The organism is Serratia sp. CY74737 (assembly GCF_052166775.1).
GTDB lineage: Bacteria > Pseudomonadota > Gammaproteobacteria > Enterobacterales > Enterobacteriaceae > Serratia > Serratia ureilytica.
In genome coordinates this window covers 353,283-373,135 of sequence record NZ_JBJNOF010000004.1, presented here as the reverse complement: position 1 = coordinate 373,135, position 19,853 = coordinate 353,283, and the positions used below count along the sequence as shown (strand labels likewise).

The following is a 19,853-nucleotide window of genomic DNA, read 5'->3' as shown; positions in this document are numbered from 1 at the left end:
CTGCGTTGATTACAGATCGAAGGCGTCGCCGTCGATCTCGGGCGGTTTTTCCAGCGGCAGCACGAAGCGGAAGCTGGCGCCGCCGTTGGCGCCGTTTTCCGCCCAGATGCGGCCGTCATGCACTTCAATAATGGCACGACAAATCGCTAACCCCAAGCCGACGCCGGGGATCGCCGACTCTTTATTGCCGCGTGAAAACTTGTCGAAAATCAGCTGCAGCTGATCGGCGGGGATGCCGGGGCCGTTATCCCAGACCTCGACTTCCAGCCACTCGGGCAGCGTGCGGGCGCGAATGCCGATGGTGGCCTCGGCGCCGGCGTATTTATTGGCGTTTTCCAACAGGTTGGTGAACACCCGTTCCAGCAGGCTGCCGTCGCAGTTGACCAGGATCTGTTCCGGCGGCAGATCGACCTCGATCGGATGCTGGCTGAGCAGCGGCTCCAGCATGTGCAGCGAGGCGCCGACGATCTCTTCCAGCGACTGCCACTCTTTACGCAGGCTGAAACCGCCGGACTGGATGCGCGCCATATCCAGCAGGTTGTTTACCAGCCGGGTGGTGCTCAGCACCTGCTGGCGGATCTGGCTGGCCTGGGTGGCGTGATTGGAGCCTTCGGCCGCCAGGTCCAGCGTGAGAATTTCCGCCTGGCCGAACAATACGGTCAGCGGGGTGCGCAGATCGTGCGACAGCGCCGCCAGCAGCGAGTTGCGCAGCTGTTCGCGTTCGGCGTCCAGCTTGGCTTCTTCGGCGCTGCGTGCCAGGTGCAGCCGTTCCAGCGCGCTGGCGATCAGCACTGCGAAGGTTTGCAGCAGCCGCTGTTGTTCCGGCACCATCAGCTGGCGCAGGTTGTTGGGTTCGATCGCCAACAGGCCGAAGGTCTGTTTGGGGGTATTGAGCGGCAGCAGTTGGTAAGGCACGCCGGGCAGGGTGTCGGTGCCGGCGCCGGCCGGCAAGCCTTTATCGAAACTCCAGCGCGCGATGGCTTCGTCTACCGACAGCAGCCCGCCTTCCTCGCCGATCATTTGCTGCAGCCGGCCGTCTTCCTGCGGCAGCAGCAGCACGGTTTTCGCCTGGAAGCTGCTGGAGAGGAAATGACGGCTGGTGTTGGCGATGTCGGCCACGGTCAGCGCGCGGCTCAGCCCGCGTGACATTTCGTACAGATGGCGCGCCCGCTGCTCGCGATAGCGCGCCACCCGGGCCTGATAACGCACCCCGGCGGTCAGGTTGCCGATGATGATGCCGACGGCGAGCATCACGCCGAAGGTCAGCAGATACTGCATATCGCTGACGGCGAACGACCATTCGGGCTGAACGAAGAACAGATCGAAACTGGCGACGTTGATTACCGCCGCCAGCACCGATGGCCAGCGGCCGAAGAACAGCGCGACGATCGCCACGCCGAGCAGGTAGACCATCACCAGGTTGGCCTGATCGAAGCCCGGCAGCAGCCACTGCGAGAGCAGGGTGATCAGCGCGCACAGTGCCACCGCTACCGCGCAGCCGCGCAGCTGCATGCGCCATTTCTCATTGAAGCTGCGGCCGTCGTGCTCCTTGCCCGGCGGCGGCTGTGCGGCGTCGCTGTCCAGCGCGACGATCACCAGATCGAGATCCGGGCCCAGCCGGCCGAGGCGATCGGCGAAACTGCCGCGCAGCTTCCAGCGCTGCTCGCTGCGGCGGCCGATGATGATTTTGCCGAGGTTATGTTCGCGGGCGTAGCGCAGCACTGCGCGCTCTTCGGACGGATCGGCCAGGGTGGCGGTTTCGGCGCCCAGCTCCTGCGCCAGCCGCAGCGCGCGCAGAATGGCGCGGCGCTGGTTTTCCGGCAGCCGGTGCAGCTTGGGGGTTTCCACGTAGACCGCATGCCAGTGGCAGCCGAGCCGCGCCGCCAGCCGGGCGGCGATGCGCACCAGCTTTTCGTTGCCGCTGTTGTGGCCGACGCACAGCAGAATGCTGTCGCGGGTGTGCCACACTTTCTCGCGCCCCTGGGTGTCGCGAAACTCGCGCATCTGGTCATCGACCCGATCGGCGGTGCGGCGCAGCGCCAACTCGCGCAGGGCGATCAGGTTGCCTTTACGGAAAAAATGCTCGATGGCGCGCTCGGCCTGACCGGGAATATACACTTTGCCTTCGTGCAGCCGTCGGCGCAGATCGTCCGGCGGCAGATCGACCAGCACCACTTCGCTGGCCTCGTCAAACACGTGGTCGGGCACCGTTTCGCGCACCCGCACGCCGGTCACGCCGCCCACCACGTCGTTCAGACTTTCCAAATGTTGTACGTTGACGGTAGTCAGCACGTCGATGCCGGCGTCCAGCAGCTCTTCCACATCCTGCCAGCGTTTGGGGTGGCGCGAACCGTGGGCGTTGCTGTGCGCCAGTTCGTCCATCAGGATCAGCGCTGGATGGCGCGCCAACGCGGCGTCAAGATCGAATTCATGCACCAGTCGCCCGCGATGCTGGATGCGCTTTTGCGGCAACAGCGCCAGGCCGTCGAGCAGGGCGGCGGTCTCGCTGCGGCCGTGGGTTTCCACCACGCCGACCAGCACATCCAGCCCCTGAGCGCGCAAACGCTGGGCCTCCTGCAGCATGGCGTAGGTTTTGCCCACGCCGGCACAGGCGCCGAAGAATACCTTCAACCGGCCGCGCGGTTTTTCATTGGCCAGCGCCAGCAGGCTATCGGGATCGGGACGCTGCTGTTCTTCTTCGACCATGACAATTCCTTGTGTTACCAAGCAAAAAGGGGTTCGGCATGCCGAACCCTATCACTATGCTGAATACGGCGCGTTACTTCAACGCATCCAGCGCCAGGTTCAGCTTCAGCACGTTGACCACCGATTCGCCCATGAAGTTGGGCGTGGCCCGATCGGTGTTGTCTTCGATCAGTTTGGCGACCTGTTCCGGCGGCAGATGACGCGCCGCCGCGACCCGCGCCAGCTGATAACGCGCCGCAGCGGTCGAGATCTGCGGATCCAGCCCGCTGCCGGAGGCGGTTAGCAGGTCCACCGGGATCGGGCCGCTCATGGCCGGATTGGCCTGGCGCAGCTGCGCCGCGCGTTCGGCGATAGCCTTATCCAGCGCCGGGTTGGTGGCCGCCAGGTTGCTGCCGGCGGAGGCCAGTGGATTATAGGCTGAATCGCCGGTCGCCGACGGGCGGCCCCAGAAATAGTCGGCGCGCGTGAAGTTCTGGCCGATCAGCGCGGAGCCGACCGCCTTGTCGCCCTGGTACAGCAGCGAACCGTTGGCCGCGCCCGAAAACAGCAGCTGCGCCAGCCCGGTGGTCAGCAGCGGATAGGCGATGCCGGTGAGCAGCGTCAGCAGGATCAACATCACCAGCGCAGGTCGTAAATACGTCATGTTCATTTCCCTCAATGGTTAACCGGCGACGTGCAGCGCGACCAGGATCAGGTCGATCAGTTTGATGCCGACGAACGGCACCAGCAGACCGCCGACCCCGTACAGCCACAGGTTGCGGCGCAGCAGAGCCGCGGCGCTCATCGGTTTGTAGCTCACCCCTTTCAGCGCCAGCGGGATCAGAAACACGATCACCAGGGCATTGAAGATCACCGCCGACATGATGGCGGAGGCGGGGGAGTGCAGGTGCATCACGTTCAGCGCGTTCAGCTGCGGATAGGTGGCCGCGAACGCCGCCGGAATGATGGCGAAGTACTTGGCCACGTCGTTGGCGATGCTGAAGGTGGTCAGCGAGCCGCGCGTCATCAGCATCTGTTTGCCGATATGCACCACTTCGATCAGCTTGGTCGGGTTGGAATCCAGATCGACCATGTTGCCCGCCTCTTTGGCGGCCTGGGTGCCGGAGTTCATCGCCACCGCCACATCGGCCTGCGCCAGCGCCGGGGCGTCGTTGGTGCCGTCGCCGGTCATCGCCACCAGGCGGCCTTCCGCCTGGTACTGGCGGATCAGCGCCAGCTTGGCTTCCGGCGTGGCTTCCGACAGGAAGTCGTCCACCCCGGCTTCGGCGGCGATCGCCGCCGCGGTCAGCGGGTTATCGCCGGTGATCATCACCGTTTTGATGCCCATCTTGCGCAGCTCATTGAAGCGCTCCTTGATGCCGCCCTTGACGATATCCTTCAGCGCCACCACGCCCAGCACCCGGGCGCCTTCCGCCACCACCAGCGGTGTACCGCCGGTGCGCGCCACGCTTTCCACCAGATCGTCCACCGCCCGCGGGAAGTGCCCCTGATTGGATTCGACGTGACGGCGAATGGCATCCACTGCGCCTTTGCGGATCATGCGCTCCTGCACGTTGACGCCGCTCATGCGGGTCTGGGCGGAGAAGGGCACGAAGGTGGCGTTCAGCGCCTGCAGATCGCGTTCGCGCAGGTTGAATCGCTGTTTGGCCAACACCACGATGCTGCGGCCTTCCGGCGTTTCGTCCGCCAGCGAAGCCAGCTGAGCGGCGTCCGCCAGCTCTTGCTCTTTCACGCCCGGCGCCGGCAGGAACTCCGAAGCCTGACGGTTGCCCAGCGTAATGGTGCCGGTTTTATCCAGCAGCAGCACGTCCACGTCGCCGGCGGCTTCCACCGCGCGGCCGCTGGTGGCGATCACGTTGGCGCCGAGCATGCGGCTCATCCCGGCCACGCCGATGGCGGACAGCAGACCGCCGATGGTGGTGGGGATCAGGCAAACCAGCAGCGCGACCAGTACGGTGATGGTGACCACGCTGCCGCTGCCGGCCGCCTCGACGCTGTATTGCGAGAACGGGAACAGGGTGGCGGTGGCCAACACGAACACGATGGTCAGCGCCACCAGCAGGATGGTCAGCGCGATTTCGTTCGGCGTTTTGCGGCGTTTGGCGCCTTCCACCATGGCGATCATGCGATCGAGGAAGGTTTCCCCCGGGTTGACGCTGCACTGCACCACCAGCCAGTCGGACAGCACGCGGGTGCCGCCGGTGACCGAGGAGAAGTCGCCGCCGGACTCGCGGATCACCGGCGCGGATTCACCGGTGATGGCGCTTTCATCTACCGAGGCGCCGCCTTCCAGCACTTCGCCGTCGCACGGGATGGTGTCGCCGGCTTCCACCAGCACGATATCGCCTTTGCGCAGGCTCTCGGCGGCCACTTTCTCCGTGGCGCCGTCGCGGCGCGGGCCGGCCAGTTTTTTCGCCCAGCTGGTTTTCTTGGTGCCTTTCAGGCTTTCCGCCTGGGCCTTGCTGCGGCCTTCGGCCAGCGCCTCGGCGAAGTTGGCGAACAGCACGGTGAACCACAACCACAGGGCGACGCTGCCGGTAAAGGCGGCGGCACCGTCGGTTTGGCCGGCGAGGATCGCCAGCCAGATGGCGGTGGTCAGCAGGCTGCCGATATACACCACGAACATCACCGGGTTGCGCCATTGAACGCGAGGGTCCAGTTTTTTCACCGCATCGATCAGCGCGGTGCGCACCAGAGCCGGTTCAAACAGCGCGCGTTGTTTGCGAGTCATCTCTTATTCTCTCTCTGTGACGTCTGTTAGTTTGCCAACCAAAGTTGCAAATGCTCGGCCACCGGGCCCAGCGCCAGCGCCGGCACGAAGGTCAGCGCGCCCACCAGCAACACGGTGCCGATCAGCAGGCCGATAAACAGTGGCCCATAGGTCGGCAGGGTGCCGTTGCCCGCCGGTTGGCGTTGTTTGGCGCTCAGCGAACCGGCGATCGCCAGCACCGGCAGGATCACCCCGAAGCGGCCGACAAACATGGCGAAGGCCAACAGCAGGTTGTAGAACGGCGTATTGACGCTCAACCCGGCGAAGGCGCTGCCGTTGTTGTTGGCGGCGGAGGACAGGGCGTACAGCACTTCGCTGAAGCCGTGGGCGCCCGGATTGAGGATGCCGGCGCGGCCCGCGTCGGTGCCGATGGCCAGCGCGCTGCCCAGCAACACCAGCGCCGGTGTGACCAGGATCGCCAGCGCGGTCATCTTCATGTCATAGACGTCGATCTTCTTGCCCAGGTATTCCGGGGTGCGGCCGATCATCAGACCGGCGATAAACACCGTCAGCAGCACGAACAGCAGCATGCCGTACAGGCCGGAGCCGACGCCGCCGAACACCACTTCACCGATCTGCATCAGCCACATCGGCACCATGCCGCCCAGCGCGGTGAAGGAGTCGTGCATGGCGTTGACCGCCCCGCAGGACGCGGCGGTGGTCACCACCGAGAACAGGCTGGTGGCGAGAATGCCGAAGCGCGACTCTTTGCCTTCCATATTGATGTTGCTGTCGGCGCCCAGCGCGCTCAGGTGCGGGTTGCCCGCCAGCTCGGCGTACATCACCACCACCACCGCCACCACGAAGATCAGCGCCATCGCCCAGATCAGCGCGTGGCCCTGACGGTTTTCACCGGCCAGTTGTCCGAAAGAGAAGCACAGCGCGCAAGGGATCAGGAAGATGGCCAGCATCTGCACGAAGTTGGTCAGCACGGTCGGGTTTTCGAACGGGTGCGCCGAGTTGGCGCCGAAGAACCCCCCGCCGTTGGTGCCGAGCATCTTGATCGCTTCCTGCGAGGCGACCGGCCCCATCGGCAGCGTCTGCTGCGCGCCTTCGAGCGTGGTGACGTGCAGGTAAGGCAGGAAGTTTTGCAGCGTGCCCTGGCTGACGAAGAACAGGGCGATCAGCAGCGCGATCGGCAGCAGCACATACAGCGTGATGCGGAACAGATCGGCCCAGGCGTTGCCGACGGTCTTGCCGGCGCGGCGGGTAAAGGCGCGGATCAGCGCAAAGGCCACGGCGATGCCGGTGGAGGCGGAAACGAAGTTCTGCACCGCCAGCCCGGCCATCTGGCTGAAATAGCTGAGGGCGCTTTCACCGCTGTAGGCTTGCCAGTTGGTGTTGGTGACGAAGCTGACGGCGGTGTTGAGCGCCAGATCCCAGGAGAGGCCAGGGAAGCCTTGCGGGTTGAGCGGCAGCGAGCCCTGCGCCATCAGCAGGGCGAACAGCAGCGCCAGGCCGAGCAGGTTAAACGCCAGGATCGCCAGCGCGTACTGCCACCAATTCATCTCGGTGGGGCGGATGCCGCAGGCGCGCCAGACGCCGGCTTCCACTGAGCGCAGCGCAGGCAGCGGCTCACCTTCGATCAGGCGCGCCATAAAACCGCCCAGCGGCCGGGCCAGCAGCAGAAGCACCAGCAGGAAACTGGCGATCAGTAAAAAGGCTGAAGCCGCCATCAGAAATCCTCCGCGTTAAACAGGGCGTAGACCAGATAGGCCAACAGCAGCAGAACCAACAGCGCACCACCAATAACGCTGAAACTCACGGGACACCTCCAGAGGTGTTGTTTTTGATAGAGGCAGTGTAGGGAGCGGGGTAGAAAGAAGATGAAAAAATCGCGCAGGCGGGTGTAAAAAAAGTATAAAAATGGCTGAAATTGCAGCGGAAATTCAGCATTTCAACCATCAGGCCGGTGGCGAGATTGCCCCTGATGGGGGAGGGAGAACGGGCGTAAGCGGGAAATAATAACCCGGATAATAACCACAACGTAACCCATGTTAAGTTAAAAATTAACTTGGCTGTAACAAAATTACGGATCGCTGCGGCGATTAGCGATTTTTTGTGCGATTTAGTGGTCGGATGAGTAGTAAACTTTCATCAAGTGCGCTAAAATTTTGCTCAGTTACCAAATTACCGATTGTTCATTTGATACGCCGACGCCGTTTTCCCTGACAAATCAACGGCAGGCGTTTTTAAGGAGGTTCGCATGTCTACGACCTATCACGCTTATTCACTGCATCGGATTCTCCTGCGCCGCAGCGCAGTGGTGATCGCGGGCATTTTGGCCCTGCCGGTGATGCTGTTCCGCAGCGATCGCGGGCGTTTTTACAGCTACCTGCACCGCGTCTGGTCAAAAACCAGCGATAAGCCGGTCTGGCTGCAGCAGGCGGAACTGGCGTCCTGCGACTTCTACTGAGTCACTGCCGACTCACGAACAACCCTCGCCCTGCGGCGGGGGTTTTTTTATGCCCCGAGCCCGCTGCCGTCAAGCGCAAGGTCGTATTTGGCAAGCCATTCTTCTACACTTTCCCCATCGACCAACACCACGAGAGAACGGTATGAGTGACAAGATCCCTATCGGCATCAGCGCCTGTTTACTGGGTGACGCGGTGCGTTTCGACGGTGGCCACAAGCGGCTGGCCTTCGCGGTGGAACAGTTGGCGCCCTATGTGCGCTTTGAGCCCGTATGCCCGGAAATGGCGATCGGCCTGCCCACGCCGCGCCCGGCGCTGCGCCTGGTGAAACAGGCGCAGCCGTGGCCGGCGATGCGCTACAGCAACGACGCCGGCGTGGATCTGACCGAGGAGATGCGCAGTTTCTCCGCGCAGCGCGTGGCCGCGTTGCAGCACCTGTGCGGTTACATCGTCTGCGCCAAGTCGCCGAGCTGCGGCCTGGAGCGGGTGCGGGTCTACAGCGAGAACGGCAAGGACTCGCGTAAAAACGGCGTCGGGCTGTTTACCGCCGAGCTGCTGCGCCAGATGCCGTGGCTGCCGGTGGAAGAAGATGGGCGTTTGCAGGATGCGGCGCTGCGGGAAAACTTTATCGAGCGAGTGTACGCGCTGTATGAGTTGAACATGCTGTGGCGTCAGGGGCTGACCCGCGGCGGGCTGATCGCGTTTCACAGCCGCTACAAGCTGTCGCTGCTGGCGCATTCGCAGCCGGCGTACCGCGAACTGGGGCGTTTCGTCGCCGACATTCATCGCTGGGACTCGCTGGAAGACTTCGCCGTGGAGTACCGCAGCCGCCTGATGGCGCTGTTGGCGCACAAGGCGACGCGCCGCAACCATACCAACGTGCTGATGCACGTGCAGGGTTACTTCCGCCGCCAGCTCAGCGCGGCGCAGCGCCAGGAGCTGGCGCACCTGATCGACCGCTACCGGCAGGGCATGCAGCCGCTGCTGGCGCCGATCGCCTTGCTTAAGCATTACATGGCGGAATACCCCGACAGTTATTTGGCGGAACAACGCTATTTCGAACCTTATCCGGAGGCGCTGCGTTTGCGTTACGGCCATTGATTGACAAGGGAATTTTATGACCACGCATCTGGTCTGGTTGCGTAACGATCTGCGTATCACCGACAACAAAGCGCTGCACGCTGCCTGCAGCGATCCCAAAGCCCGGGTGCTGGCGGTGTTTATCGCCACCCCGCAGCAGTGGCGGCAGCATGAGATGGCGCCGCGGCAGGCGGCGCTGATCCACGCCAGCCTGCGGGCGGTACAGCAGGCGCTGGCGCAAAAGGGCATTGCGCTGCATTGCCATGCCGGCACGGACTTTGCCGCGTCGATCGACTGGCTGGCGGAGTATTGCCGGCGAGAGCAGGTGGACGCGCTATTTTACAACCGCCAGTACGAACTGAATGAACGGCGACGCGATGCGCGGCTGGAGCAGCAGTTGAATGGACGGGTAACGTGCCACGGTTTTGATGACAGCCTGCTGTTGCCGCCGGGCAGCGTGCTAACCGGCGGCGGCGAGATGTACAAGGTTTATACGCCGTTTCGCAACGCCTTCATTCAGCGCCTGACTGAGTCCGACGTGAGCTGCCTGCCGGCGCCGAAGATCCGTGCCGATGGCGCGTTGCCTGCGCCTGAAGCGCCGGCGGCGTTCGATTATCCCGCGGCGGACATCGGGGATGATTATCCCGCCGGCGAGGAGGCCGCGCTGCAGCGGCTGCGCGCCTTTTGTCGTGAGCAGGTGCAAGATTACCTTCGGCAGCGCGATCTGCCCGCCATCGCCGGCACCAGCAGCCTGTCACCCTATCTGGCGATCGGCGCGCTGTCGCCGCGCCAGTGTTTTAACCGCCTGCGCGCCGAATGCCCGCAGCTGCTGGAAGATCGCGAGAGCGGCGCTTTCGCCTGGCTGAACGAGTTGATTTGGCGCGAGTTCTATCGCCACCTGCTGGTGGCCTACCCCGAGCTGTGCCGCCATCGTCCCTTTATCGCCTGGACGGACAAGGTGTGCTGGAGCGCTGACGCGGCGAAGCTGCAGGCCTGGCAGCGGGGCGAAACCGGCTATCCGATCGTCGATGCCGCCATGCGCCAACTGAACGCTACCGGCTGGATGCACAACCGGCTGCGCATGATCAGCGCCAGTTTTCTGGTGAAGGATCTGCTGATCGACTGGCGCGCCGGGGAGCGCTATTTCATGTCGCAACTGCTGGACGGGGATCTGGCGGCCAATAACGGCGGCTGGCAGTGGGCGGCCTCCACCGGCACCGACGCCGCGCCGTATTTCCGCATCTTTAACCCGACCACCCAGGGTGAACGTTTTGATCCACAAGGCACTTTCATCCGTAAATGGTTGCCGGAACTGGCGGATGTGCCCGACAATGACATCCATTACCCCCACCGCTGGGCGGAAAAGCAGCGCCGTACGCTGAACTACCCGCTGCCGATCGTCGATCACAAACAAGCCCGCGTGGAGACGTTGGCGGCGTTCGAGGCGGCGAAACGGGGAGAGTCTTGAGGCAACTGCAAGGAGCGACGTAATGATGAAAAAGGTGCTGGCCCTGTGCCTGAGCGGCTATTCCGCGCTGGCGATCGCCGGCTTTGACGTGGTGGCGCTGGGCGTCGACGGCGGCGTCAGCGACGGCAACCTGACCTCTTATCTGATCCGCAGCGATAATCAGCCGCAGTATGTGGCGCTGGACGCCGGCTCGCTGCTGCCGGGCATCGCCAAAGGGCTGGAGAAGGGCAGTTTCCCGCAGGTGACCCCCGAGCTGGCCGCGCCTTACACGCCGCAGGGCTATGTGTTCCGGCAGTTGATCGGCGGCTATTTCATCAGCCACGGCCATCTGGACCACGTGGCGGGGCTGATCGTCGGCTCGCCCGAAGATAATAAAAAAACCGTTTACGCCCAGGCGGACACCGTGCTGACCCTGCGCAACCATTACTTCAACTGGAAGGCCTGGCCGAACTTTACCGACGCCGGCAACGGCTCGCGGCTGGGCACCTACCGGCTGCAAACGGTGCGGCCGCAGCAGCGCTTTACCCTCGGCCTGACCGGGTTGACCGGCGTGATGTACCCGCTCAGCCACGATCGCTACCCGTCGTCAATGCTGCTGATTTCCAACGGCAACGAGTTCTTCGCCTACTTCGGCGATACCGGGCCGGACAAGGTGGAGCAGTCGCGCGATCTCGATGCCGTGTGGCGCGTGCTGGGGCCGCTTGTCGAGCAGAAAAAGCTCAAGGGCATGATTATCGAAACCTCTTACCCTAACGGGGTGGAGGACAAACATCTGTACGGCCATCTGACGCCGGCCTGGCTGCTGAAGGAGCTGAAGAACCTGACGCAGTACAGCGGCGGCGAAGGCTCGCTGAACGGTCTGCCGGTGGTGATCAGCCACATCAAACCGAGCCTGAAGCAGGGCGAAGACGCGCGCGCCGCCATTGCGCAGCAGCTGGCGCAGGGCAACGATCTGGGGGTGAAATTCATCCTGATGGCGCAGGGCGACCGGCAGACATTTTGACTATGAAGAGAGAAGAGAATGCGTAACCTCGATCTGGAACAACTGATCAACACGGAACTGAACGCCGCGGCGTTTCAGGACTATGCCCCCAATGGATTGCAGGTGGAAGGGCGCCCGCACGTGCAGCGCATCGTGACCGGCGTCACCGCCTGTCAGGCGCTGTTGGACGCCGCGGTGGCGCATCAGGCCGACGCGATCATCGTGCATCACGGCTATTTCTGGAAAAACGAGGCGCCGGCGGTGCGCGGCATGAAGCGCAACCGCCTGAAAACGCTGTTGACCCACGACATCAATCTGTACGGCTACCACTTGCCGCTGGACGCGCATCCGGTGCTGGGCAACAACGCGCAGCTGGCGCAGGTGCTGGGCATTCGGGTGATTGGCGACGTCGAGCCGCTGGTGCCGCACGGGGAATTCGAACAGCCGCTGACCGGCGAAGCGCTGCAACAGCGCATCGAAAGCCGGCTGGGGCGCGCGGTGCTGCACTGCGGCGATAACGCGCCTGAGCATATTCGCCGAGTGGCCTGGTGCACCGGCGGCGGCCAGGGCTTTATCGACAGCGCGGCGCGCTTCGGCGTCGATGCGTTCATCAGCGGTGAAGTGTCTGAGCAGACCATTCACAGCGCGCGCGAAATGGGCGTGCATTTCTTTGCCGCCGGCCACCACGCCACCGAGCGCGGCGGCGTAAAAGCGCTGGGGGAATGGCTGGCTCAGCACCACGGTTTTGATGTGACCTTTATCGATATCCCGAATCCCGCCTGATTTTTTTCTTCCCCGGATCCAGCCCGGCCTGTGCGCCGGCTGAATCCTTTTACCGCGCTATTTCCTTATTTTCCTTATGGTTGCGTTCTATTGACAGCCGGGGCCGCGTCACGCATAACTGGTGTGTTTTTCATCGCGATAATAATAAGGAGAATAAGGGTGCAACAAGCACGTTATTACCTGTTGGGTGAAAGAGCGGTAGTGCTTGAACTGTCGCCGCCGGTGACCTTACCGAGCCAGCAGCGCATCTGGGCGTTGGCGGAAAAGCTGAATCACCACCCCGACGTGCGGGAAGTGGTGCCGGGGATGAATAACCTGACGCTGTTGCTGCATACGCCGCAGGCCGACGCCGAAGCGATGCTCGCATTGCTGCAGCAAGGTTGGGAAAGCAAAGAGAGCCTGACGCCGGAATCGCGCCAGGTGGATATTCCGGTGGTCTACGGCGGGGAGCAAGGCCCCGATCTGGATGAAGTGGCGCGCCATACCGGCATGACGCCGCGGCAGGTGGTGGAATGCCACGCGGCGGCGGCCTACGTGGTCTATTTCCTCGGCTTTCAGCCGGGTTTCTCCTATTTGGGCGGCATGCCGGAACAACTGGCGACGCCGCGCCGCGCTGAGCCGCGTCTGGCGGTGGCGGCCGGTTCCGTCGGCATCGGCGGCGGCCAGACCGGCATCTATCCGCTGGTGACGCCCGGCGGCTGGCAGCTGATTGGCCGCACGCCGCTGGCGCTGTTCAATCCGCATGAAATGCCGCCGACGCTGCTGCGCCCGGGCGATAACGTGCGCTTCGTGCCGCAGAAGGAGGGCGTATGCTGATTATTCTGCGTGCCGGCATCTATACCACGGTGCAGGATTTGGGCCGCGAGGGATTCCGCCGCCTGGGCATCAGCACCGGCGGGGCGCTGGATCAACCGGCGTTGAAGATCGCCAACCTGCTGGTGGGCAATGCGCCTGAGGCCGCCGGGCTGGAGATCACCCTCGGCCAGTTCAGCGCCGAGTTTACCCGCCCTGGCTGGATCGCCCTGACCGGCGCCGGCTGCGACGCGCAGCTGGACGGCAAGCCGCTGTGGACCGGCTGGCGCTACCCGGTGAAAAAGGGGCAGCGGCTGGCGCTGGGCACGCCGAAACGCGGCATGCGCAGCTACCTGGCGATCTCGGGCGGCATTGCCGTGCCGGAAATGCTGGGCTCGCGCAGCACCGACATGAAAGCCGCCTTTGGCGGCCACGAAGGCCGTAATCTGAAGGACGGCGATCGGCTGCCGCTGGGTAAATCCACCGCGCTGCCGCAACACCGCTGCGGCGTGAAGCAACTGCTGTTCACCAACCGCATCCGCGCGCTGCCGGGGCCGGAGTACGCTGAATTCAGCGAAGAGGCGCAGGACACGTTCTGGCGCACCGCCTGGCAGCTCAGCCCGCAGAGCAACCGCATGGGCTACCGCCTGCACGGCGGCACGCCGCTGGAGCGCACCACCGACCGCGAGATGCTTTCGCACGGCCTGCTGCCCGGCGTGGTGCAGGTGCCGCACAACGGCCAGCCGATCGTGCTGATGGCCGATGCGCAAACCACCGGCGGTTACCCGCGCATCGCCTGCGTGATCGAAGCCGATCTTTACCATTTGGCGCAGATCCGTCTCGGCGAACCGATCCATTTCGTTCTCTGTTCACTGGCCGAGGCGCAGCGCGCCAAGGCCGAGCAGGATCTTTTCCTTCGACAGATTGCCTGGGGGTTACATGATCGTTGATTTGAACGCCGATCTCGGCGAAGGCTGCGCCAACGACCAGGCGCTGTTGCAATTGGTGAGTTCGGCCAACATCGCCTGCGGCTTCCACGCCGGCGATGCGCAGACCATGCGTCAGTCGGTGCGCTGGGCATTGCAGTACGGCGTGGCGATCGGCGCCCACCCGAGTTTTCCCGATCGGGAGAATTTCGGCCGCACTCGCATGCAACTGCCGCCGGAAACGGTGTACGCGCAGGTGGTGTATCAGCTCGGGGCGCTGGCGGCCATCGCCCGCGCCGAGGGCGGGGTGATGGTGCACGTTAAGCCGCACGGCATGCTGTACAACCAGGCGGCGGTTGAGCCGGCGCTGGCGGAAGCCATCGCCCGGGCGGTGCAGGCGGTCGATCCGGCGCTGCGGCTGGTGGGGCTGGCCGGCAGCGAGCTGATCCGCGCCGGGCAACGGCTCGGTCTGACCACCCGGCAGGAGGTGTTCGCCGATCGCGGTTATCAGGCCGACGGCACGCTGGTGCCGCGCGGTTTGCCGGGGGCATTGATCGAGGATGATGAACAAGCGCTGACGCAAACCCTGGAGATGGTGCGCCATCACCGGGTGCGCAGCGTCGATGGCGTTTGGACCGCCGTACAGGCGGAGACCGTCTGCCTGCACGGGGACGGCGAGCATGCGCTGGCGTATGCGCGCAAGCTGCGGGACAGTTTTGTTCAACAGGGCATCCGCGTCAGCGCAGAGCAGTAAAGCAAGACACAACATCACAAACAAAAAAATTATTAGAAAATATCGAGGGAAGACTATGGAACAGGCCGTGAATCTCTGGCCACTGATCGGCATCGCCGCGATCGTGGTCGGGTTTGTATTGCGTTTCAATCCGGTGCTGGTGGTGATCGCCGCCGGCATCATCACCGGTCTGGCGGCGCTGATGCCGCTGGACGTCATTCTGGAAAAGCTCGGCGAGGGTTTTCTCAATACCCGAAACCTGCCGCTGATCCTGCTGCTGCCGCTGGCGGTGATCGGCCTGCTGGAACGTCACGGGCTGAAAGAGCGGGCGCAGGCGTGGATCGCCAAGATCAAAAGCGCCACCGCCGGCCGTTTGCTGATCGTGTACCTGTTCGTGCGCGAGATCACCGCGGCGATGGGGCTGACCAGCCTGGGCGGGCATCCGCAGATGGTGCGGCCGCTGCTGGCGCCGATGGCGGAAGGGGCGACGGAAAACCGTTACGGCGAGCTGCCGGAGCGCACCCGCCACCGCCTGCGCGCCATGTCGGCCGCTACCGACAACGTCGGGCTGTTCTTCGGCGAGGATATCTTCGTGGCCTTCGGTGCGATCATCTTCATGCATAACTTTATGCTGGAGTCCGGCGGCATTCAGACCGAGCCGCTGCATATCGCGCTGTGGGGCATTCCGACCGCCATTTTCGCTTTCCTGATCCACGCGTTCCGGCTGTATCGGATGGATAAACAGCTGAGCGCCGAGCTGGCGCAGCTGAATCAGGCGGCGCTGCAGGCGAAGGGGGAAGCGCGATGAACTTCCAGCAACAATACCTTTACTGGCTGGCCGGCGCGGTGCTGCTGATTGTGGCGGTGATGTCCTGGCGCGATCGCGCCAACCCGCGCCGCATCACCACCGGGCTGTTTTGGGGGCTGTACGGCCTGGTATTCCTGGTCGGCGACTGGACTTACCGCCTGCTGGGCGATGTACTGGGCGAGGGCAGCAACGAAAAACGCATGCTGCATATCATCGTTGGCGCGGTGGTGGTGGTGATGGCCCTGATTGCCGGCTTCGGCGGCGTGCGCCTCGGCAGCTATCACCAGCGGACGCCGCAGGAGCGCGAGGCGAGCGCCAAGCGGCTGGGCAACAAGCTGTTCATTCCCGCGCTGGCGATCCCGGTGGTGACGGTGGTCGGCGTGCTGCTGTTCAACAACGTGCCGGCGTTGCAAAACGAGGTATTCGGCAGCGGTAACCACGCGACGCTAATTACCCTGTTCTCGATGACCGTCGGCTGCCTGATTGGCCTGGCGATCGCGGTGAAAATGACCCATGAGAAGGCCCTGCAGCCGATACAGGAAGCGCGGCGCCTGCTGGATTCGATCGGCTGGGCGTTCATTCTGCCGCAGATCCTTGCCACGCTGGGGCTGCTGTTTACCGTCGCCGGCGTTGGCACCGCGATCTCGCATTTGACCCAGGAGTATCTGGCGGTCGATAACCGCTTTATCGCCGTGGCAGTCTACGCTATCGGTATGGCGGTGCTGACCATGGTGATGGGCAACGCCTTCGCCGCCTTCCCGATCGTTACCGCCGGCATCGGCATTCCGATCCTGGTGTTGCAGCACGGCGGCAACCCGGCGGTGATGGCGGCGATCGGCATGTTCTCCGGCTATTGCGGCACCCTGATGACGCCGATGGCGGCGAACTTCAACATCGTGCCGGCGGCGCTGCTGGAGCTGCCGGACAAGAATGCGGTGATCAAGGCGCAGGTGCCGACCGGCGTGCTGCTGCTGTTGGTTAACGTGTTCCTGCTGTATTTCCTGATGTTCCTGTAGGAGTAAGGATGCAAAAAGTATTGATTACCGGCTTTGAGCCGTTTGGCGGCGAGCGCCTCAACCCCTCCTGGGAAGTGGTGAAGCAGCTCAATGATATGGAGCTGGTCGGCACACGCATCGTGGCGCGCCAGCTGCCGTGCGTGTTCGGCGCGGCGCTGGAGGCGCTCAATGCGGCGATCGACGAGGTGCAGCCGGTGATGGTGTTGGCTATCGGCCAGGCCGGCGGCCGCACCGATATCACGATTGAACGGGTGGCGATCAACGTCGACGATGCGCGTATTCCCGACAATCAGGGGCAGCAGCCGGTGGATGAGCCGATCGTCGCCAGCGGTCCGGCGGCCTATTTCAGCACCTTGCCGATCAAAGCGATGGTGAGTTCGATGCGCGAGGCTGGCATTCCGGCCGCCGTTTCGCAGACTGCCGGCACCTACGTGTGCAACCATGTGATGTATGGGCTGCTGCACCGTTTGAGCGGCCAACGCGAGGTGAAGGGCGGTTTTATCCATATCCCGTATCTGCCTGAGCAGGCGGCGGCGCACCCCGGCGCGCCGAGCATGGCGGCTTCGACGGTGCTGTTTGCGCTGGAGCTGGCCGTTTCCATCGCTTTGCAGGTGGAACACGATCTGAAAGTGGTGGGCGGCGCGACGCATTAATCAAGAGAATCCCCGGCGCATCGGGCTGCGCCGGGTCTACGCAAGGAGTGGTCTATGCCGGAAGGACCGGAGATCCGCCGGGCGGCGGACAAACTGGCGGCGGCGGTGATCGATCAGCCGCTGACCGCCGTCGATTTCGCTTTTCCCCAGTTGAAGCACTACCGTCAGCGTTTGCTCGGCGAGCGCATCGTCGCCATCGAGCCGCGCGGCAAGGCGCTGTTGACCCACTTTTCCAATGGGCTGACGATGTACAGCCATAACCAGCTGTACGGCGTATGGAAAGTGGCGGCGGCGGGAGAGACGCCGGAGACCAAGCGCGATCTGCGGGTGCGCCTGGAAACCTCTCGCAGCGCAATATTGCTCTACAGCGCTTCCGACATCACCGTCGGGCCGCGCGAGGAGATAGAACAGCACCCGTTCCTGCAACGCATCGGCCCCGACGTGCTGGAGATGTCGTTGACGGTGGATGAGGTGCAGGAGCGTTTGCTGACGCCGCGTTTTCGCCGCAGGCAGCTGGGCGGCATGCTGCTCGACCAGGCGTTTCTCGCCGGATTGGGCAATTATCTGCGCGCCGAAATTCTATGGCAGGCCGAACTGGCGCCGCAGCACAAACCGCAGGATCTGGCGCCGGAAGCGCTTTGGCGTCTGGCGGAGGCGCTGCTGGCGGTGCCGCGTCTTTCCTATCAGACGCGCGGGCAGGCGGATGAGAACCGCCATCACGGCGCGCTGTTTCGCTTCAAGGTGTTTCATCGCAGCGGCGAGCCCTGTGAGCGCTGCGGCGCGATGATTGTGCGCACCGAGCTGTCGTCGCGGCCGTTTTATTGGTGCCCGGGCTGCCAGAAATAAGCAAAAAAAACGCCGCCCGAAGGGGCGGCGCTGTGCGGTTTCAGCCGGGGAAGCGGCTTACTTGGTTTTCAGCTGGGATTTGAAATCACGCTCGGCATAGCCGGTGTACAGCTGACGCGGACGGGCAATTTTGATGCCTTCGTCGTGCATTTCGTTCCAGTGCGCGATCCAGCCGATGGTGCGCGCGATGGCGAAGATCACGGTGAACATGGAAGAAGGAATGCCCATCGCCTTCAGGATGATGCCGGAGTAGAAGTCGACGTTCGGGTACAGTTTCTTCTCGATGAAGTACGGGTCGTTCAGCGCGATGTGCTCCAGCTCCATCGCCACCTGCAGCAGGTTGTCGTCCTTCTTGTTCAGCTCTTTCAGCACTTCGTGACAGGTCTCGCGCATCACGGTGGCGCGCGGATCGTAGTTCTTGTACACGCGGTGGCCGAAGCCCATCAGGCGGAAGGAGTCGTTCTTGTCCTTGGCGCGCTTGATGAATTCCGGAATGTGATCGACGGTCTTGATCTCTTCCAGCATTTTCAGCGCCGCTTCGTTGGCGCCGCCGTGCGCCGGCCCCCACAGGGAGGCGATGCCGGCCGCGATGCAGGCGAACGGGTTGGCGCCGGAAGAGCCGGCGGTGCGCACGGTCGAGGTAGAGGCGTTCTGCTCATGGTCGGCGTGCAGGATCAGGATGCGATCCATGGCGCGTTCCAACACCGGGTTCACCACGTACTCTTCGCACGGGGTGGCGAACATCATGTGCAGGAAGTTGCCGGCATAGGACAGATCGTTGCGCGGATAAACGAACGGCTGGCCCAGGGAGTATTTGTAGCACATCGCGGCCACGGTCGGCATTTTGGACAGCAGACGGAACGCGGTGATTTCACGGTGACGCTCGTTGTTGACGTCCAGCGCATCGTGGTAGAACGCCGCCAGCGCGCCGGTCACGCCGCACAGCACCGCCATCGGGTGCGAGTCGCGACGGAAGCCACGGAACAGATGGGTGATCTGGTCGTGGATCATGGTGTGGCGGGTAACGGTCGTTTTGAAGGTCTCGAACTCTTCCGGCGTCGGGGTCTCGCCGTACAGCAGGATGTAGCACACTTCCAGGTAGGAAGATTCTTTCGCCAGCTGTTCGATAGGGAAGCCGCGGTGCAGCAGCACGCCTTTGTCGCCGTCGATGAAGGTAATCTTGGATTCGCAAGAAGCGGTGGAGGTAAAGCCGGGATCAAATGTGAAATAACCTTTGGAACCCAGAGCGCGGACATCGAGGACATCAGGGCCCAGTGTCGGTGTCAATACGCCCAGTTCGATCGGAGCTTCGCTGTCGTTAATGGTTAGCGTCGCTTTCTTATCAGTCATTTACTGTCTCCTTAGCGCCTTATTTAAAAACCACTAACAACTGAAATACCTTAAATCTCTGCAGGTTGCCCGCAAAAAATGGTGCGGACGCTAACTCTGTGAGCGACTGCGCAACTGTGCGCGGGTAGGGTACAGAGTGCTGACCAGGCGAACGAGACGGGTGACCAGTTGTTAACGATTCAGAGTAATTCGTTATAGTCTGTTAATCTTACCTATGAGCTGTTCGAAGAGATGTGAACCTATCCCAATAAACTGTTTTTATTTGCTTTATTTGCTTTTTGACGCCGGCAAAATCGAGCGGGAAACAACGGCTATTGGGATAGGTTCGCCAAATACACTGTTGCATAACTCGAACCCGGGGGGAAGTGTATCTGCTGACCCGTAGCGCATCATAGGACCGTTTGTGCCCCTATATGTAATGGAAATGTTGATCTCTTGTCAAATCAGATAATTAATTTTGCACTAATTGTGAAATCCGTGATCTGAATCACTGTTCGGGGGAAATGTTATCAAAGCGGTTGTATGA

General features: G+C 62.9%; 18 protein-coding genes. 12 read left to right on the top strand and 6 right to left on the bottom strand.

The genetic code is table 11. The features are described 5' to 3' along the window. Window positions 1-9: 9 nt before the first annotated feature. From kdpD to ACJ8PE_RS08040, 5 genes are all read right to left on the bottom strand, one after another. Complete coding sequence (gene kdpD / locus ACJ8PE_RS08060) at window positions 10-2,706, bottom strand: two-component system sensor histidine kinase KdpD (protein ID WP_042783854.1); 2,697 nt, start codon at window positions 2,704-2,706, stop codon at window positions 10-12. Window positions 2,707-2,779: 73 nt separating this feature from the next. Beyond that, entirely contained in the window at window positions 2,780-3,349 is a 570-nt protein-coding gene (gene kdpC / locus ACJ8PE_RS08055) for a potassium-transporting ATPase subunit KdpC (RefSeq protein ID WP_147838926.1), read from the bottom strand. A gap of 18 nt (window positions 3,350-3,367) precedes the next feature. Continuing rightward, window positions 3,368-5,437, bottom strand: a complete 2,070-nt coding sequence (gene kdpB / locus ACJ8PE_RS08050; protein ID WP_016928744.1) for a potassium-transporting ATPase subunit KdpB — start codon at window positions 5,435-5,437, stop codon at window positions 3,368-3,370. Between the two features lie 26 nt (window positions 5,438-5,463). Then, entirely contained in the window at window positions 5,464-7,152 is a 1,689-nt protein-coding gene (gene kdpA / locus ACJ8PE_RS08045) for a potassium-transporting ATPase subunit KdpA (protein WP_197762053.1), read from the bottom strand. Beyond that, window positions 7,152-7,241, bottom strand: coding sequence for a K(+)-transporting ATPase subunit F (locus tag ACJ8PE_RS08040; protein ID WP_016928742.1), 90 nt, complete (start codon window positions 7,239-7,241; stop codon window positions 7,152-7,154). Before ACJ8PE_RS08040 ends, kdpA begins: the two co-directional genes overlap by 1 nt. A gap of 441 nt (window positions 7,242-7,682) precedes the next feature. On the opposite strand from ACJ8PE_RS08040, the gene ACJ8PE_RS08035 reads away from it, so the two are divergent. The 12 genes from ACJ8PE_RS08035 to nei all read left to right on the top strand — a co-directional run bounded on the left by ACJ8PE_RS08035 (window position 7,683) and on the right by nei (window position 17,977). Then, entirely contained in the window at window positions 7,683-7,892 is a 210-nt protein-coding gene (locus ACJ8PE_RS08035) for a YbfA family protein (RefSeq protein WP_004939916.1), read from the top strand. A 142-nt stretch (window positions 7,893-8,034) separates the two neighbouring features. Continuing rightward, window positions 8,035-8,991, top strand: a complete 957-nt coding sequence (locus tag ACJ8PE_RS08030) for a YbgA family protein (protein ID WP_033651168.1) — start codon at window positions 8,035-8,037, stop codon at window positions 8,989-8,991. 16 nt (window positions 8,992-9,007) lie between these two features. Continuing rightward, entirely contained in the window at window positions 9,008-10,438 is a 1,431-nt protein-coding gene (phrB, locus tag ACJ8PE_RS08025) for a deoxyribodipyrimidine photo-lyase (protein WP_197793718.1), read from the top strand. A 22-nt stretch (window positions 10,439-10,460) separates the two neighbouring features. After that, window positions 10,461-11,441: an MBL fold metallo-hydrolase gene (locus ACJ8PE_RS08020; RefSeq protein WP_042783859.1), complete on the top strand. Its 981-nt coding sequence runs from the start codon at window positions 10,461-10,463 to the stop codon at window positions 11,439-11,441. 18 nt (window positions 11,442-11,459) lie between these two features. Continuing rightward, the gene (locus ACJ8PE_RS08015) at window positions 11,460-12,203 is read left to right on the top strand and encodes a type 2 GTP cyclohydrolase I (RefSeq protein WP_197793717.1); all 744 of its coding nucleotides are present in this window, start codon (window positions 11,460-11,462) and stop codon (window positions 12,201-12,203) included. Between the two features lie 159 nt (window positions 12,204-12,362). Further along, complete coding sequence (pxpB, locus tag ACJ8PE_RS08010) at window positions 12,363-13,019, top strand: 5-oxoprolinase subunit PxpB (protein WP_004939909.1); 657 nt, start codon at window positions 12,363-12,365, stop codon at window positions 13,017-13,019. Continuing rightward, window positions 13,013-13,945 (top strand): 5-oxoprolinase subunit PxpC, encoded by a 933-nt coding sequence (gene pxpC, locus ACJ8PE_RS08005; protein ID WP_197796552.1) that lies wholly within the window; start codon window positions 13,013-13,015, stop codon window positions 13,943-13,945. Before pxpB ends, pxpC begins: the two co-directional genes overlap by 7 nt. After that, window positions 13,935-14,675 carry a 5-oxoprolinase subunit PxpA gene (gene pxpA, locus ACJ8PE_RS08000; RefSeq protein ID WP_197762051.1) on the top strand — a complete coding sequence of 247 codons (741 nt, stop codon included), beginning with the start codon at window positions 13,935-13,937 and terminating at the stop codon, window positions 14,673-14,675. The genes pxpC and pxpA overlap by 11 nt, the downstream gene beginning before the upstream one ends. Window positions 14,676-14,730: 55 nt before the next feature. Then, on the top strand, window positions 14,731-15,462 hold the full coding sequence (locus ACJ8PE_RS07995) for a DUF969 domain-containing protein (protein WP_016928734.1): 732 nt from the start codon (window positions 14,731-14,733) through the stop codon (window positions 15,460-15,462). Further along, window positions 15,459-16,478 (top strand): DUF979 domain-containing protein, encoded by a 1,020-nt coding sequence (locus ACJ8PE_RS07990; RefSeq protein ID WP_197793714.1) that lies wholly within the window; start codon window positions 15,459-15,461, stop codon window positions 16,476-16,478. Before ACJ8PE_RS07995 ends, ACJ8PE_RS07990 begins: the two co-directional genes overlap by 4 nt. Before the next feature lie 8 nt (window positions 16,479-16,486). Beyond that, a complete protein-coding gene (gene pcp / locus ACJ8PE_RS07985) occupies window positions 16,487-17,131 on the top strand; it encodes a pyroglutamyl-peptidase I (protein WP_197762049.1) in 645 nt (214 codons plus the stop codon). A gap of 54 nt (window positions 17,132-17,185) precedes the next feature. Continuing rightward, entirely contained in the window at window positions 17,186-17,977 is a 792-nt protein-coding gene (nei, locus tag ACJ8PE_RS07980; protein WP_197762047.1) for an endonuclease VIII, read from the top strand. A 57-nt stretch (window positions 17,978-18,034) separates the two neighbouring features. Here nei and ACJ8PE_RS07975 read toward each other — a convergent pair whose 3' ends face one another. Next, entirely contained in the window at window positions 18,035-19,327 is a 1,293-nt protein-coding gene (locus ACJ8PE_RS07975) for a citrate synthase (protein ID WP_033642196.1), read from the bottom strand. Window positions 19,328-19,853 lie beyond the last annotated feature (526 nt).